The sequence below is a fragment of the Plantactinospora sp. BC1 genome (assembly GCF_003030345.1).
Lineage (GTDB): Bacteria > Actinomycetota > Actinomycetes > Mycobacteriales > Micromonosporaceae > Plantactinospora.
The window spans coordinates 1,284,327-1,299,968 of the sequence record NZ_CP028158.1 but is presented as its reverse complement, the minus strand read 5'-3'; the positions used below and the strand labels follow the sequence as shown (position 1 = coordinate 1,299,968).

13 protein-coding genes and 1 pseudogene are annotated in these 15,642 nt (G+C 71.9%); 6 read left to right on the top strand and 8 right to left on the bottom strand.

Annotation, left to right across the window (positions count from 1 at the left end; genetic code table 11):
- Window positions 1-150 precede the first annotated feature (150 nt).
- Window positions 151-480 (top strand): multidrug efflux SMR transporter, encoded by a 330-nt coding sequence (locus C6361_RS05335; RefSeq protein WP_107266961.1) that lies wholly within the window; start codon window positions 151-153, stop codon window positions 478-480.
- Between the two features lie 99 nt (window positions 481-579).
- Here the strand turns inward: C6361_RS05335 and C6361_RS05330 are convergent, their stop codons facing one another.
- Window positions 580-1,170, bottom strand: a complete 591-nt coding sequence (locus C6361_RS05330) for a TetR/AcrR family transcriptional regulator (RefSeq protein ID WP_107266960.1) — start codon at window positions 1,168-1,170, stop codon at window positions 580-582.
- Window positions 1,171-1,523: 353 nt separating this feature from the next.
- Between C6361_RS05330 and C6361_RS05325 the strand changes: the two genes are divergently transcribed.
- On the top strand, window positions 1,524-3,011 hold the full coding sequence (locus C6361_RS05325) for an MFS transporter (protein ID WP_234359336.1): 1,488 nt from the start codon (window positions 1,524-1,526) through the stop codon (window positions 3,009-3,011).
- A 123-nt stretch (window positions 3,012-3,134) separates the two neighbouring features.
- Here C6361_RS05325 and C6361_RS05320 read toward each other — a convergent pair whose 3' ends face one another.
- From C6361_RS05320 to C6361_RS05305, 4 genes are all read right to left on the bottom strand, one after another.
- Window positions 3,135-3,485, bottom strand: coding sequence for an MmcQ/YjbR family DNA-binding protein (locus C6361_RS05320; protein ID WP_107266958.1), 351 nt, complete (start codon window positions 3,483-3,485; stop codon window positions 3,135-3,137).
- Window positions 3,486-3,607: 122 nt separating this feature from the next.
- On the bottom strand, window positions 3,608-5,824 hold the full coding sequence (locus tag C6361_RS05315) for a xanthine dehydrogenase family protein molybdopterin-binding subunit (RefSeq protein WP_107266957.1): 2,217 nt from the start codon (window positions 5,822-5,824) through the stop codon (window positions 3,608-3,610).
- The gene (locus tag C6361_RS05310; RefSeq protein ID WP_107256059.1) at window positions 5,821-6,798 is read right to left on the bottom strand and encodes a xanthine dehydrogenase family protein subunit M; all 978 of its coding nucleotides are present in this window, start codon (window positions 6,796-6,798) and stop codon (window positions 5,821-5,823) included. The genes C6361_RS05315 and C6361_RS05310 overlap by 4 nt, the downstream gene beginning before the upstream one ends.
- On the bottom strand, window positions 6,795-7,256 hold the full coding sequence (locus C6361_RS05305) for a (2Fe-2S)-binding protein (protein ID WP_234359564.1): 462 nt from the start codon (window positions 7,254-7,256) through the stop codon (window positions 6,795-6,797). Before C6361_RS05305 ends, C6361_RS05310 begins: the two co-directional genes overlap by 4 nt.
- A gap of 392 nt (window positions 7,257-7,648) precedes the next feature.
- Here C6361_RS05305 and C6361_RS05300 point away from each other — a divergent pair, with 392 nt between their 5' ends.
- Together C6361_RS05300 and C6361_RS05295 are read left to right on the top strand one after the other, a co-directional pair.
- Window positions 7,649-8,452, top strand: coding sequence for a hypothetical protein (locus tag C6361_RS05300; RefSeq protein WP_234359335.1), 804 nt, complete (start codon window positions 7,649-7,651; stop codon window positions 8,450-8,452).
- 95 nt (window positions 8,453-8,547) lie between these two features.
- Window positions 8,548-9,399 (top strand): SAM-dependent methyltransferase, encoded by an 852-nt coding sequence (locus C6361_RS05295; protein ID WP_199853252.1) that lies wholly within the window; start codon window positions 8,548-8,550, stop codon window positions 9,397-9,399.
- Window positions 9,400-9,468: 69 nt separating this feature from the next.
- On the opposite strand, the gene C6361_RS05290 is transcribed toward C6361_RS05295, so the two are convergent.
- Window positions 9,469-11,844 carry a M64 family metallopeptidase gene (locus C6361_RS05290; protein WP_107266956.1) on the bottom strand — a complete coding sequence of 792 codons (2,376 nt, stop codon included), beginning with the start codon at window positions 11,842-11,844 and terminating at the stop codon, window positions 9,469-9,471.
- Between the two features lie 231 nt (window positions 11,845-12,075).
- On the opposite strand from C6361_RS05290, the gene C6361_RS05285 reads away from it, so the two are divergent.
- Window positions 12,076-13,110: a TRM11 family methyltransferase gene (locus C6361_RS05285; protein ID WP_107266955.1), complete on the top strand. Its 1,035-nt coding sequence runs from the start codon at window positions 12,076-12,078 to the stop codon at window positions 13,108-13,110.
- 63 nt (window positions 13,111-13,173) lie between these two features.
- On the opposite strand, the gene C6361_RS38040 is transcribed toward C6361_RS05285, so the two are convergent.
- Both C6361_RS38040 and C6361_RS38035 read right to left on the bottom strand, forming a co-directional pair.
- Window positions 13,174-13,590, bottom strand: coding sequence for a M23 family metallopeptidase (locus C6361_RS38040; protein WP_234359563.1), 417 nt, complete (start codon window positions 13,588-13,590; stop codon window positions 13,174-13,176).
- 30 nt (window positions 13,591-13,620) lie between these two features.
- Window positions 13,621-14,019, bottom strand: a pseudogene (locus C6361_RS38035) (hypothetical protein); the annotation flags it as partial.
- 338 nt (window positions 14,020-14,357) lie between these two features.
- On the opposite strand from C6361_RS38035, the gene C6361_RS05275 reads away from it, so the two are divergent.
- A complete protein-coding gene (locus C6361_RS05275) occupies window positions 14,358-15,473 on the top strand; it encodes an L-dopachrome tautomerase-related protein (protein WP_107256055.1) in 1,116 nt (371 codons plus the stop codon).
- Window positions 15,474-15,642 lie beyond the last annotated feature (169 nt).

The following is a 15,642-nucleotide window of genomic DNA, read 5'->3' as shown; positions in this document are numbered from 1 at the left end:
ATCATGGAACAGACGATGGCCAGCGGCTTCCGTCTTAGCAGGGCTGCCAGCCGAGAGGCGACCTCTACCCGCAGTCCAACCTGACCCAGCTACCCGACTCCGACGCCTGCCTGGCTAGTACCTTGGGCAAGACCGGCCGGGAGGAATCTCATGCTCGCCTACCTGTTCCTGTTCGCGGCGATCGGTGCCGAGGTCTTCGCGACCAGTACCCTCAAGGCGACCCACGGGTTCACCCGGCTCTGGCCGACGGTGGCCTGCCTCGTCGGCTACCTGGTCTCCTTCGTGGCGCTCTCCCAGGCGGTCCGGCAGGTGCCGGTCGGCGTCGCCTATGCCATCTGGTCCGGCCTCGGTACGGCGGCGATCGTCGCGATCGGCGCCACCTTCCTCGGCGAGCCGATCACCCTGACCAAGATCGCCGGAATCGGCCTCATCGTCGCCGGAGTGGTGGTGCTCAACGTGGGCGGAGGGATGACACATTGACCGTCCGCCGCCCGCCGCGTCGTCGCGTGGCCCGGCGCTGACCCGCGCGACCCCCGTCGGCCCGCCGGTCCCGCACCCACCGATCCCGCAGCCGGAGTGTTATCTGCCGGGCTGGTCGGAGCCGGGGGCGCGCAGGCCGTCGAGGGCGACCCCGAGCACCCGCTCCAACTGCCCCGGATCGGTGTACTGGACCTTGGTGATCCCGCTGAGCAGCCGTACCGTGTCGTCGAAACTCACGTCCGCCCGGACGACCCCGGCGGCCTGGGCCCGGGCCAGCAGCGGCTCGCCGGCCGCGTAGATCTCGATCCGGCAGCTCTGGAAAAACTCCGAATCGTGTGACAGCTCCTCGGCGAGCGCCCGTTTCGTCACCGTGTATCCGACGAACCGCCGCAGCCAGCCGGCGAGGGCCTCCCAGGGTGGCTGGTCGGCCAGCTCGGTCGCGGTGCGGGCGAGCGCCTCGACCTCGTCGAGATAGAGGCTCTCGAAGAGGTCCCGCCGGGTGGGGAAGTGCCGGTAGAGGGTGCCGATGCCGACCCCCGCCCGCCGGGCGACCTCCTCCAGCGAACCGGCCGCGCCGTGCTCGGCGAACACCTCCTGGGCGGCCGAGACCAGGGCCTGGCGGTTTCGCCGCGCATCCGCCCGTCTGGGCCGGCCGGCGAGGTTCGCGGGCGTCGAACCGGAGCTGGTCATGGCACACGTCACCCCGTCCCGGTTGCAAGCGGAGGCATCCCTCCGCTACGTTGATGCGGAGGCACCCCTCCGGAACGCATACCGGAGTCGTGCCTCCGCATACCGTACCTCGGGCGGGTCCGACGGCGCCTACCTCGGGTGGGCCCGGCAGTGCCTACCTCGGGTTGGCCCGGCAGTGCCTACCTCGGGTGGGCCCGGCAGCGCGATCGACCGGACGACGCGCAACACCGGGCCGAAGCACCCAGGGCGCACGGACCCACGCCCAGCCGACGGGCGGACCGTCGACCGGTGAACCCGGCCGGCCTCCGATCCCCGATCGGGCCTCGAAGCACCAACACATGGGAGTTCCATCCGTGACCCGGTTCATCCGCCCCGCCTCCCGGCGGGCGACCTTCGCCGTCCTCGCCGCCGGCGCCGGCTTCTTCGCGATGTTGCAGTCGCTGATCAGCCCGGTACTACCGACGATCCAGCACGACCTGCACACCTCGCCGAACACCGTCACCTGGGTGCTGACCGCGTACCTGCTGTCTGCGTCGATCTTCACGCCGATCCTGGGCCGGATCGGGGACATGGTCGGCAAGGAACGCATGCTGGTCGTCTCGCTGGCCGCCATCGCCGCCGGCTCGCTGGTCGCCGCGCTCGCCCCGAACATCGGCGTACTGCTGGTCGCCCGGGTGGTGCAGGGCGTCGGTGGCGCCGTCTTCCCGCTCTCGTTCGGGATCATCCGGGACGAGTTCCCGGCCAGCCGGATGTCCTCGGCCATCGGCGCGATGTCGGCGATCATCGCCGTGGGCGGCGGGCTCGGCGTGGTGACGGCCGGGCCGATCGTCGCCGCGCTCGACTACCGCTGGCTGTTCTGGATTCCGCTGATCGTCGTCGCGGCGACCGCGGTGGCGGCGTACCTGTTCGTACCCCGGTCACCGGTGCGCACCCCCGGACGGATCAACTGGCCCGGCACCGTACTCCTGGCCGGCTGGCTGGTCGCGCTCCTGCTCGGGGTCAGCAAGGCCCCCGAGTGGGGCTGGGGCTCCGGTCGGGTACTCGGCCTGCTGGTCCTGGCCGTCGCCGGCCTGCTCGGCTGGGTCGTACTGGAGAGCCGCTCGGCCAACCCGCTGATCGACATGCGGATGATGCGCCACCCCGGCGTCTGGACCACCAACCTCGTGGCGCTGCTCTACGGCGCGGCCATGTTCGCCATCTACGCCTTCCTGCCGCAGTTCGTGCAGGCCCCGACGAGCGCCGGGTACGGCTTCGGCGCCAGCATCACCGCCGCCGGCCTGCTGATGCTGCCGATGCTGGTCACCATGTTCGTGGCCGGGCTGGTCAGCGGGCGGCTGGAGCCGAGGTTCAGCGCCCGGGCCCAACTCGCCACCGGCACCGCACTCAGTACCCTCTCCGGCGCCTCCCTGGTGGTCGCCCACGACGCGCGCTGGCAGATCGGCTTCGCCGCCGGCCTCTTCGGCCTCGGCATCGGGCTCGCCTTCTCCTCGATGACCAACCTGGTGGTCCGGAACGTCCCGGCCAGCCAGACCGGGGCCGCGACCGGAATGAACGCCAACATCCGCACCATCGGCGGCGCGATCGGCGCGGCGGTGATGAGCAGCGTCGTTACCGCGAACCCGCAGCCGAGCGGGCTGCCCCGGGAGGCCGGCTTCACCCACGGCTTCGCGATGCTCACCGTGCTCTCCCTGGCCGCCATGGTGGCGGCCCTGCTGGTGCCCTCCGGACGCCGTGCCGTCCGCGAACGCCGCCGGGCCGAGACCGAGCAACCGGTACCGGCCGACGCACCGCTGCCCGCCGGGTTCCCCGGGCCGGCGCTGCCCGCCCCCGCCAACGGCTGAGCCGCTGCGACCGCGCGACGGCTGAGCTGCTGCGACCGCCCGGCGGCTGAGCCGCCGCGATCCGCCCGACCGCTGACCCGCCGCGACCCCGCCCGGCGGCCTCCCGCTGCGAGCTGCGGCGGGTCAGGCCGTCGGGCGGTCGCGTTTGGGCAGCTTGGCGACGACCGCCGAATAGGAGGCGTCCACCGCCTCCCGCAGTTCGTCGTCGGGGATCCCCGCACCGAGCCGCAGGGTGTTCCAACCGGACCGCCCGATGTAGGCCATCACCGACGCGTCGTCCGGAAACCGGTGCAGCCACTCGTCGGCCACCTCCCGATTCGGGCCGCACTTGACCCCGACGCTGGACCGCGACTCCTGGCCGAGGAAGGCGAAGACCTTCGGCCCGACCTTCACCACCACGTCGCCCTCCCACGGCTCGTCCTGCCAGGCACCCGGCTTCGCCAGGCAGTAGGCGAGCATCTCGGACCAGGTCACCGGTCTCCTCCCCGTGGGTGGATCGGGCATGATCCGCCCATCCTGGCAGACGAGCCGACCCCGGCGGGGTCCCTGGCGAAACCAGCGTCCTTCCGGATTCGCGTCCGGTCGACGTGCCCTGCTCAGTCGAGCAGCTTGTCCAGGCTGATCGGCAGCTCCCGGATCCGCCGCCCGGTGGCGTTGTAGACGGCGTTGCCGATCGCGGCGGCGACCCCGACCGTGCCGATCTCGCCGATCCCCCGGGCACCGAGCGGGTTGAACAGCAGGTCCGGATGGTCGAGGAAATGCACGTCGATCGGGGGTACGTCGGCGTTGACCGGCAGCAGGTAGTCGGCGAAGTTGCCGTTGGCGATCCGGCCGGTCTCCGGCTCGACGGCGGCACCCTCCAGCAGCGCCTGGCCGATGCCGAAGATGACACCGCCGATGATCTGGCTGCGGGCGGTCTTGGCGTTGATGATCGCGCCGCCGTCGATCACCGTGGTCATCCGGCTCAGCCGGGGCTCACCGGTCAACCGGTTGACCCGTACCTCGCAGAAGTGCGCGCCGAACGAGGTGAAGGCGTACTGCCCGTGCTCCGGGCCGGGACCCGCGCTGCCGGTCGCCTCGACGCCCTCCGACCCGACCGCGCGGAGCAGCTCCGGAAAGCCGATCCGCCGGTCGGGGGCGACGAGTTCACCCCGGTCGTACCGGACGTCGGCGGCGGGCACCCCGTGCAGCGGCGACCGCTCGTCGGTCACGGCGAGGGTGATCAGCGCCGTCTTCGCCGCCTCGGCGGCGGCGGCCACCGCCGGGCCGGTACTCGCGGTGGAGGCCGAGCCGAACGAGCCGATGTTGGCGGCCAGGGTGGAGTCGCCGAGGTCGCTGCGGATCCGGGAGACCGGCAGGCCGAGCGCCTCCGCACCGAGCACCGCCAGCACCGTCCACATTCCGGTGCCGAGGTCGGCGGTGGCGCTGGCGACCGAGACGTCGCCGTCGGGCCGGAACCGCACCTGCACCGAGGCCGGGAACCGCTCGCCGGGATAGTTGGCGGTGGCCACCCCCATCCCGACCAGCCACTCGCCGCGTACGACGGCACCGGGCGTCGGGTTGCGCCGGGCCCAGCCGAACCGCTGCGCGCCGACCCGGTAGCACTCGTCCAGGTGCTTGCTGGACCACGGCACGTTCCGGCCCGGAAAGACCGTGGCGCTGTTGCGCAGCCGCAGCTCGACCGGATCCAGTCGCAGCTCGGCGGCGAGTTCGTCGAGCGCGGTCTCCAGCGCGAAGGAGCCGGACTCCTGGCCGGGCGCCCGCATCCAGGTCGGCGGCGGTACGTCCAGCGTCACGATCTTCTGGTCGAGGTGCAGGTTCTCCGTCTTGTAGAGGTAGCGCGAGGTGGTGTGCGCCGAGTTCTCGAAGATGCCGCCCGAGGCGGACTGGCTGGACCAGACCTGGTGCTTGATCGCGACCAGCGTGCCGTCCCGGCGGGCACCCAGGCTCACCGTCTGGCGTACGGCGGAACGGTTTCCGCTGACCGTGAAGGTCTGCTCCCGGGTCAGCACCACCTTCACCGGCCGGCCCAGCGTACGCGCGGCAGCCGCGGCGAGCAGCGGATGCGCCCAGGTGGCGATCTTGTTGCCGAAGCCGCCCCCGACGTGCGGGCTGACCACCCGCACCTTGGCCGCCTCGACGCCGAGCGCCGCCGCCATCGCGCCGACGGTCAGCGACGCGCTCTGGGTGCCGGTGTAGAGGGTCAGCGCGCCGTCCTGCCAGGCGGCGACGCAGGCGTGCGGCTCCATCGCGCTGTGGTGCTTGCCCGGCTGCTGGTAGGTGCCGGAGACGGTCACCTCGCTGGCCGCCAGCGCCTCGTCGATCGAACCGACCCCGTCGGCCAGGAACTCCAGCCGGGCCGGCTCGCCGGTGATCGGGCCGGGGTCGGTGGCCCCGGGAATGCCGTCGACGAGCGAGACCGCCGGTGGCCGTACGTCGTAGTCGGCCCGGACCAGTGCGGCCGCGTCCCGGGCCTGCTCGAACGTCTCCGCCACCACCAGCCCGATCGCCTGGCCGTGATAGTGCACCTCGGTGTCCTGCAACGGCAGCCAACTGTGCCCGACGCTGAACGGGGTGCCGGTGCCGAGCAGCGCCAGCGAGCGGAACGGGGTGTAGACGGCGAGTACCCCCGGGGCGGCCTCGGCGGCGGCCACGTCCATCGCCCGGATGGTGCCCCGGGCGATCGTGCTGACCAGCAGGTAACCGTGGGCGAGCCGTTCGACCGGCTGGTCGGCGGCGTACCGGGCTGCGCCGGTGACCTTGAGTCGGCCGTCGACCCGGTTGACCGATACCGTCCGTGCAGCGCCGCTCATTTCGACCCCACCAGGTTCGTCAGGGCGCGCACGATGGTGCGCCGGACCAGCGTCGTCTTGAACCGGTTGTGCGCCAGCGGCCGGGCCGACTCGACCGCCAGGGCGGCGGCCGCCTCGAACACCTCCGGCCGGGCAGCCTTGCCGCGCAGCGCGTCCTCCACCGCCGGCAACCGCCAGGGCCGGGTGCCGACCCCGCCGACCGCCACCCGTACGTCCCGGACCACGCCAGCGCGCAGGTCCAGCGCCACCGCCGCCGAGGCGAGGGCGAACTCGTACGACTGCCGGTCCCGGATCTTCAGGTACGCCGATCGGGTGGCCCAGGGCAGCGGCGGCACGGTGACCCGGGTGACCAGTTCGCCCGGACGCAGGTCGTGCTCCCGCTCCGGGGTGTCGCCGGGCAGCAGGTAGAAGTCGGCGAGCCGGACGTCCCGGGTGCCGCCCCGGCCGACCAGCCGGACGCGGGCGTCCAGCGCGACCAGGGCCACCGCCAGGTCACTGGGGTGGGTGGCGACGCAGGAGTCGCTGGTGCCGAGGATCGCGTGGCCGCGGTTCTCGCCGTCGACGGCCGGGCAGCCGGAGCCGGGCTGGCGCTTGTTGCAGCCGGTGCTGGTGTCCCGGAAGTAGCCGCAGCGGACCCGTTGCAGCAGGTTGCCGCCGATGCTCGCCATGTTGCGCAACTGCGGTGAGGCGCTGCGCAGCAGGGCCTGGGCGATCACCGGGTAGCCGGCGGTCACCAGCCGGTGCCCGGCGACGTCGCTCATCCGTTCCAGCGCGCCGACGTGCAGCCCGTCCCGGTCGGCGGAGACGCCGCGCAGCGGCAGCCGGTTGATGTCCACCACCTGGCGCGGGGTCATCACCTCGAGCTTCATCAGGTCCACCAGCGTGGTCCCGCCGGCCAGGTACGCCGTGCCGGCACCGCCGCCGGCCAGCGCCTGCGACACGTCCTGCGCGGTCGTGTAGTCGAAGGGCTTCATCGGTCCACCCCACTGCGCCGGGCCGTCCGGACGGCGGCCACGATGTTCTCGTACGCCCCGCAGCGGCAGATGTTGCCGGACATGTGTTCGCGGATCTCGTCGTCGGAGCCGGTGTGCCCCTCGTCGAGCAGGGCGACCGCCGACATGATCTGCCCCGAGGTGCAGAACCCGCACTGGAAGGCGTCGCAGTCGATGAACGCCTGCTGCACCGGGTGCAGTTGGTCGCCGTCGGCCAGCCCTTCCACGGTGGTGACCCGTCGGCCGGCGGTGGTCGCGGCCAGGGTTAGGCAGGCGAGCACCCGGCGGTCGTCGACGTGCACCGTGCAGGCGCCGCACTGGCCCCGGTCGCAGCCCTTCTTGGAGCCGGTCAGCCCGAGCCGCTCGCGCAGCGCGTCGAGCAGGGTCACCCGGGAGTCGATCCGCAGCCGCTCGGTGCGGCCGTTGACCAGCAGGGTGATCTCGACGGTCGCGGCGCGGGCCGGTTCGGGTGCCGGCGCCGCCCCGGCGGGTTCGGCCAGCCCGGCGCCGATCGCCGGCCCGGCGGTCGCGCCGACGGCCAGCCCGGCCGACGCGACCGCCGTCCGGTGCAGCACTCCACGCCGGGACACCCCCGGGGTGGGAACGTCGACCGTGGGCGAGTCCGATCCGGACCCACTGCTCATGAGACACACCTCCGCCACGTGCCGCCGGCCGGTGCGGGCACGTACGGGTACGCGCGGTGCGGTGCGGCACCGGAGCACGGCCGGGGCCTCCCAGTGAATCAAAGAACATGGTCGATGTCGATGCGTTGGGTGCGGAACCGGTCGCACCGGGTGGCGCCATTCATCGATATCTGTCATGCTCTTGCGCCATGGTCCGGCTGACGAAACGGTTTCCCCTCATCCTCCTCACCGCCGCCGCGGTGCTGGCCAGCGGCGGCGCCGCGCAGGCCGGCGGCGGCCCGGCCGGGCACGGTGGCGGCCACGGCGGCTGCGGTCCCCGTACGCTGCTCTTCTGCGAGGATTTCGAACGGCTGCCCACCGGTGGCGCCGCCTCGCTGGCCTGGGGCATCGACACCAAGGACGGCACCCTGACGGTGGAGCGGCAGCGGCGCGACAAGGTGCTGCGGGTGCACACCGAGGGCAACGGCCGGGCCTTCCTCAGGGTGGACGACTTCGCCGCGCCGGGCAACAGCTTCTACGGCCGGATCCGGTTGAAGGTGGACGCCTTCCCGACCGCGCCGGACTGGGCCCACTTCACCCTGGTCGAGGCGACCGGGTCGGGCAGTGCCGAGGTGGTACGCCCGATCGGCGGCCAGTGGGCGCCACCGCTCGGCGGCTCGTACTGGGGTGTCGGTGCCGACGGCGGCCCCACCGGTGACTGGACCAACTGGCGGGAGTCCGCGCCCACCGTCGAGGACCGCTGGCAGTGCTTCGAGTGGCAGTGGGACGCAACCGACAACCGGGTCGCGGTCTGGATCGACGGCGTCGCCCAGCCGGAGATGACGGTCACCACCACCGAGCACGGCGGCAACCCGGTCGACTTCGTCCTGCCGCAGGCCGACACGGTGAAGATCGGCTGGCAGCTCTACCAGGGCGGTCCCACCCCGGACCACTTCGACCTCTGGCTCGACGACATCGCGCTGGCGTCCCACCGGGTGGGCTGCGGTCGCTGAGCGGGACACGCACTCTGGCCGACACTCGCAAAGGGAGGGTCGACGGAACCGCTACCCTGGTGTTCCGTCCCCTCGATCCGTACGGAGCTGATCTCGTGACCGCGCCAAACGACGGAGGCTACCCCGCCTTCCCGATCGACGTCCCGACCTCGGCCCGGATGTACGACTATTCGCTGGGCGGCAAGGACAACTTCCCGGTGGACCGGGCGGCCGTGCAGTTCGTCAACTCGCAGTACCCGGCCAGTCTGGACGTGACCCGGGAGAACCGGCTCTTCCTCTACCGGGCCGTCCGGTTCCTCGCCCGCGACCTCGGCATCACGCAGTTCCTCGACCTGGGCAGCGGGCTGCCGACCCAGGCGAACGTGCACCAGGTGGCGCAGGAGTTCCAGCCCGACGCCCGGGTGGTCTACGTCGACGTCGACCCGATCGTGCTGGCGCACGGGCGGGCGCTGCTGGCCGACGACGCGACGACCCGGGTGATCGCCGCCGACGTCACCGAGCCGGAGAAGATCCTGGCCGACGAGGACGTCCGCGAGATGATCGACTTCTCCCGGCCGGTCGCGGTGCTGCTCTTCTCGGTGACCCACTCCATCGTCGACGACGACAAGATCCGCCACCTGCTCGCGGTGCTGCGCGAGGCGATGGCCCCGGACAGCTACCTGGGCTACTCGCAGTTGGCCGGCACGGACCAGGCCGGGGTGGACGCCGGCAACGCGATGGTGAAGAAGATGGGCATCACCTGGAAGAACCGCATGGTCGACGAGGTGGCGGAGTTCGTCCGCGACTTCGAGCCGGTCGAGCCGGGGCTGGTCAACGTGAAGACCTGGCGCCCGGACCCGACCCAGCCGCCGCTGGCGCCGGTCGACGAGGCGCTCCGGCCCTACCTGGGCAAGGGCGCGGAGGAGACCCGGTTCTACGAGTACGGCGGCGTGCTGCGCCGACCCTGACGGTCCGGCTCGGCCGTGGTGGGACGATGCCGGAGCACCGTCCCACCACACAGGCGTCAGCCGGTCGGGTCAGAGCCGGGCGCAGTCACCCGACCGCAGTCCACGGATCTCGTTGCGGGCCCCGAAGTCGGCCACCCGGCCGTTGCCGGTGCAGGAGAGCGCCCCGGTGATCCGGTTGCCGACCAGCGCCAGCCCGTGTTCGCCGGCCGCGTTGCCGGTCAGCCGGACCGCGCCGCGCAACGTACTGCCGGCACTCGTCACCGACCCGGTCGTCCCGCTGACCTGCACCGATCCGCTGACAGTGGTGCCGAGCAACTGCACCACCGCGGCCCGGTCGGCGCTGATCCCGCCCGCGACCGTCCCGCCGGAGACGACCAGCGAGGCCCCCGGGCGTACCGTGATCCGGCCCGCCACCCGGGCGTCCCGCAGGCAGGTCACCCCGCTGGCGACGGTCAGGTTGCCGGCCTGGGCGCCGGAGATCGTCCGGGTGCAGGCCGGCGCGGAACCCGGCAGCACGGTGGCCCGGAACTCGTCCGCCGAGCCGATGTTGCCGGCGGCGTCGATCGCCCGGTGTTCCACGGTGTGCGTGCCGTAACCCGGTTCGGTCTCCTCGAAGACCGCCTTGGAGAGGCCGCCCGAGCCGAGGTTGCCGTAGACCAGCGACTTCACCACCGTGCCGGTCGGGGTGAACAGGAACGGCGTACCGGCCGGGGCGTCCGGCCAGCCGAAGTAGTTGAACCAGCCGTCCCGGTCGAGCCGGAACTCGCCGACGGTGAACCCGGGCCGGTCGTCGGTCGGGTCCAGTCCCATGGTGAAGCGCTCGAAGTAGACGTGGTGCGGGGTCTCGCCCGGGAGCGTGGCGGCCGGCGTGGAGAGCGTCGCCGTGGTGCCCGCCTCGACGTTGTCGACCGTCCAGGTGCGGGTCTCCGAGTCACCGTCCGGGGCGGCCGGGTCGGTGACCGTGGCGGTGAGCCGGTAGCTGCCCGGGGCCAGCCGCAGCGCCCCCAGGTCGAGGTTGCGGCTGTTGTGCGGGTTCGGCAGCACCCTGCCGTCCAGCCGCCAGGTCACGTCCAGGACCCGGTCGACCGGGTGGGTCGTCTCGACGTACACGACGTCCTGGCCGCCGACCGCGCGCTCGCCGGTCGGGGTCGAGGCGGTGAACGCCACCGCCACCTCCGACGGCGGGCTCGGCTCGGCGCCGACCGTCCACTGCCGGCTCTGGGTCAGCGCCGGCCCGTTGCGGATCGCCGGGTCCCGGACGAACCCGGTCGGATCCGAGACCGTCACCCGTACCATGTCGCCGGGCCGCACGCCCAGGTCGGCGAGGTCGAGGTTGCGGCTGTTCTGCGTCTCCGGCACGGCCACGCCGTTGACCGTCCAGCGCACGTCCAGCTCGTGGTAGACCGGATGCTGGGTCTCCACCCAGAGCACGTCGGTGCGGCCGACCGGCCGGTCGGTGGGGGTGGCGGAGAGCGCCATCGCGTTGGTGTCGCGGCGGCCGGAGATCCGCTGCGTCATGATCTCCCGGCTGACCTGGTCGTAGTGGAAGCCGATCCAGCGCATGATGGAGTGCTCGCTCGGCCGCCAGACGCCGGAGGTGGCGTACATGCCGCTCTCGTAGCGGCCGATCGTGCCGCCGGACTCGCTCTCCTCGCCGAGCCAGCGCCACCACTTCGCCTGCTGGTCGACCATCTGCTGCTCGGTGAGCCGGGTGTGGTGCCGCGAGTTCGGCTCGGCGCAGTCGTCCGTGCAGTACGGCCCGCCGGGGTCGGGCCGGTTCGAGTACGGGTACTCGTCCTGGAGCTGCCCCAGCGAGTGCCCCAGCTCGTGCGGGCTGATCAGGGGCCCCTGCGGGGCGCCGCCGGAGGTGGTGGCGTTGGTGCCGCCGATCCCGCCGTACGTGTCGGTGTTGGCGATCGCCAGGATCTGCCGGTTGCTGGCGGTGACCCCGAGCGGCGCGACGAGCTGCTGGAGATAGCGGTTCAGCGCCTGCGTGCCGTACTGCTGGAAGGTGATGCCCCGGGCGAGCGGGTTGGTGCAGCCGTCGGCGTAGTGCAGCCCGAGCGGGGTGATCCGGTCCGGGTCCGGCGGGTCGTCGTCCGGGTCGCAGCGGATGCCGGACTCGCCGGAGACGATCTCGATCACGTAGACGTTGAAGTAGTTGCGGTAGCTGCGGTACGGCTCGATGCTCCACTGCACGTTCATGTGCCGGTCCACGTCGGCGTGGAACTTCGGCAGCTCGGCCGCGGTGTAGCCGTCGCCGAGCAGGATCAGGTTGAGCCGCTCGCTGGCCGGGCCGGTGACCTGGAGCGGGACGAGCCGGGCGCTGCCCACCTCGGGCTCGGCGGCGGCCCGACCGGGCTCGGCCAGGCTCAGCGTCCCGGCCACCAGGGCCAGCGCAGCGAGGGTGGCGAATGTCGGCCTTCTCGACGCGGTCAGTCTCATCGATGTCACCTGCCGGATCGGGGGTGGTCGGTTCCGGGCGCGGACCCGGGACGACGACGGTCGGCACAGATCATCGGGGCAGGCTAACCCGCCGCGTCGGCGCCGGTCATCCATCAACTGCCGCAAGTATTCGCCGCCGTACCGACACCCCGGTTGACCTCGGCGGAAGCGTCCGGAGGGCCGGCGACTAACATCGACCGGTCGCAGCCGAGCGAGGTGCCGGAAGGGCAGATGACCCAGTACGCGTTGTTGATTTCCCCGTCGTCGAACCGTGTCTACGCGGACGCGTCGGTGGCGCTCACCCGGGCCGAGTTGGCCGTCTTCGACCGGGCGGTGCTCGGCGGCCGGCTCGGCGACATCACCGAGACCGTGCTCGGGGGCGCCCGCTACGTCACCTTCACCGCGGACCGGCTCGACGAACGCGACGTCGGCTACCTGGCCAACCTGTCGTCGATCTACGTGCTCTTCGAGGTCACCGGCGGGCTGCTCAAGCCGGTCGAGCTGCGCCCGCTGGACCGGTTCGACGACGACCTGCTGACGATCCCGAAATATCCCGGCAAGACCAACGAGCAGTTCACCAAGCTGCTGCTCAACGTGACCCTGCTCTCCTCGGCGTTCGCCCCGGAGATGCTGGAGCGGACGTTCCGGGTGCTCGACCCGCTCTGCGGCCGGGGCACCACGCTCAACCAGGCGCTGATGTACGGCTACGACGCCGCCGGGGTGGACCACGACCGGGCGGACTTCGACGCGTACGCGACGTACATCCAGACGTGGTTGAAACGCAAGCGGTTGAAGCACCGGGCCGAGTCGGGGCCGGTACGCCGCAACCGGCAGGTGGTGGCCCGACGGTTGCAGGTCGACCTCGCCGCCGACAAGGAGTCCTACCGGGCGGGCCGGACCCAGCGGCTGGACGTGGTGCAGGTGGACACGCTCCGCAGTGCCGAGTTCTTCCGGCCCGGCACCCAGGACCTGCTGGTGGCGGACGCCCCGTACGGCGTGCAGCACGGCAGCCGCAGCACCGGGCAGCGGCTGGCCCGCAGCCCGCTCGCCCTGCTCGCCGAGGCGGTGCCGGTCTGGGCCGGTCTGCTCCGGTCCGGTGGGGCGCTCGGCGTCGCCTGGAACACCCAGGTGGCCCGCCGGGACGAGGCGGCCTGGGTGCTCGCCGACGCGGGCCTGGAGGTGCTGGCCGACGGCCCGTACCTGGAGTTCGCGCACCGGGTCGACCAGGCGATCGTCCGGGACATCCTGGTCGCCCGAAAGCCCTGAGGAACGTGTGGGGGAGGGCCCCTGCCAAACCGGAGACGATGAGCAGGGGCCCCTCCGCACGGCTCAGTAGCTGCAACCGCTGGTGGGCAGGCTGCTGGCGGCGGGCGGGGTGACGCCGTCGTAGAGGGCGAGCAGGAAGTTCTGCGGGCAGCGGCGGGTGCTGCCGGTGCGGATCCCGAAGTGCAGGTGCGGGCCGGTCGAGTTGCCGGTGTTGCCGGTCGAGCCGATCCGCTGCCCGGCCGTGACGGTGGCACCGGAGGCCACCGACCAGGCGGAGAAGTGGCAGTACGTGTAGATCGCCCCGTCGGTGCCGGTCAGGTTGATGCCCTGGCCGCAACTGGTGTCGTTGATCCGGACCACGGTGCCGGCCCGGACGGCGTACGCGGCGGTGCCGGTCGGCACGGGCAGGTCGATCGCCGGATAGTCGTGGTGCGGGTCGTCGTACTCGCTGCGCGGCAGTGCGGTGCGGGGCAGCGGCATCGAGAAGGTGGTGCCGCCACCGGTGGCGGTGGTGATCCGGACGGCGTCGGCGACGACGTAACCGGTGCCGCTGGTCCACCGGCTGACCCCGACCGCGTTGTAGTCGCCGGCGGCGAGCGGGAAGGTGCCGAGGCTGACCCACCGGCCACCGTTGGCCCGCTGGTCGACCGGGACACTCTGGTTGCCGCTGGTGGTGGCGACGATGAACGGGGTGGCGCTGTTGTAGCCGGAGTCGGCCGGGTAGAAGACCTCCACCAGGTAGCTGCCGGCGGCAGGGACGTTGACCTTGAACCAGGCCACGTCGCTGGCGGTGGTGTCGGGGGTGGCGTACCGGTAGTCGGGGCCCTGTCGGTCGGCGGACCAGGTGGACGTACCCCAGTTGGCGCTGGCGGTGAAGCGGCCGGCGGTGGCGTTGTCGACGGTCACCGTCGCGGCGCTGGCCGGGGTGGCCGTGAGCAGGATCGGGGCGGCGATTGCGGCCGCGGCGAGGATGGCCAGGCTACGTGCGTATCCGGTCTTCATCTGGAGCCCTTCGGCGCAGGCGAGGCGAAAAGTTGAAGGTATTTAACCAATCGCAGGCGCTCTTGGAAAGACTTCTACATAGACGTCCGACTGTGCCTCCGGATACCGGCGGGCGCGGCGGCGGGATATTGCGGTAAATCTGGCTATTGGGGTATTGCGCGGCGGTGTGCGGCTTACAGTGGCGTGGTGGTCGAGCCGGTCGCCGGCTCGACCGGTCGGTGTGCGGACGGGCCACGGGGGGCCGGATGAGCGACGAACTGACCAGCGACGAGCCGTTCGGCCGGCTGGAGACCGTGCACACCTTCCCCGGCGCCATGCCGACCGGGGTGACCGTCTCACGGCAGGGGCGGATCTTCGTCAACTTCCCACTCTGGGGAGACCAGGTCGACGCCACCGTCGCCGAACTGCGCGACGGGACCTGCGTGCCCTACCCGGACCGGGACTGGAACCAGCCGTCCGGCGACGACGACGCCGGCTCCTTCGTCTCGGTGCAGAGCGTCGTCGTCGACCCGACCGACCGGCTCTGGGTGCTCGACACCGGCAGCCCGAAGTTCCGGCCGACCCGCCCCGGCGGCCCGAAACTGGTCTGCGTCGACCTCGACACCAACCTGGTCACCCAGACCATCGTCTTCCCCGCCGACGTCGCGCTGCCCACCTCCTATCTGAACGACGTCCGGTTCGACCTGCGCCGCCGCTCGGCCGGGGTCGCGTTCATCACCGACTCGTCGAACTCCGGCCCGAACGGCATCGTCGTGGTGGACCTGGCCAGCGGTACGGCCTGGCGACGGCTGCACGACCACCCCTCCACCAAGGCCGAACCGCTGGCGACGTTCCGGCCGCTGGTCGAGGGACGTCCCTTCCTGATGTGCCCGCCCGACGGGCCGCCGAGCCCGGTCTCGATGGGCGCCGACGGGATCGCGATCTCGGCCGACGGCAGCCGCCTCTACTACTGCCCGCTCGCCTCCCGCCGGCTCTACAGCGTCTCGGTGGACGCGCTGGTCGACCGGTCGCTGGACGAGGCCGAGGTGGCGGCGACGGTCCGCGACGAGGGCGACAAGGGCTCCGGCTCCGACGGACTGGAGAGCGACGACGCCGGCCGGATCTACCTCACGGCGTACGAGCAGAACGCCGTACTGCGCCGGCACCCGGACGGCCGGTACGAGACCCTGGTACGTGATCCGCGCCTGCTCTGGCCGGACACCATGTCCGTCGCCGTCGACGGGCACCTCTACGTCACCGCCAACCAGCTGCACCGACAGCCCGACTACACCGGCGGGGTGGACCGGCGACGCCGCCCGTACGTGCTGTTCCGGATCAATATCGACGCCGGCCCGGTGGCGCTGCTGCCCACTCCGGTGTGAATCCGATCATCAACGAGTGATCAACGACAATGTCTGTGGCAGAACCGACCATCATCCGACAGTGAAAGATCGTCCGGTGCCGATACGGAGTTTTCCGTTCCGGACCGACCTGATCGGGTTGCGGTAACGAGCTGTTCGGTCGGTGCGAACAAGCTCTTTGGTCGCATCT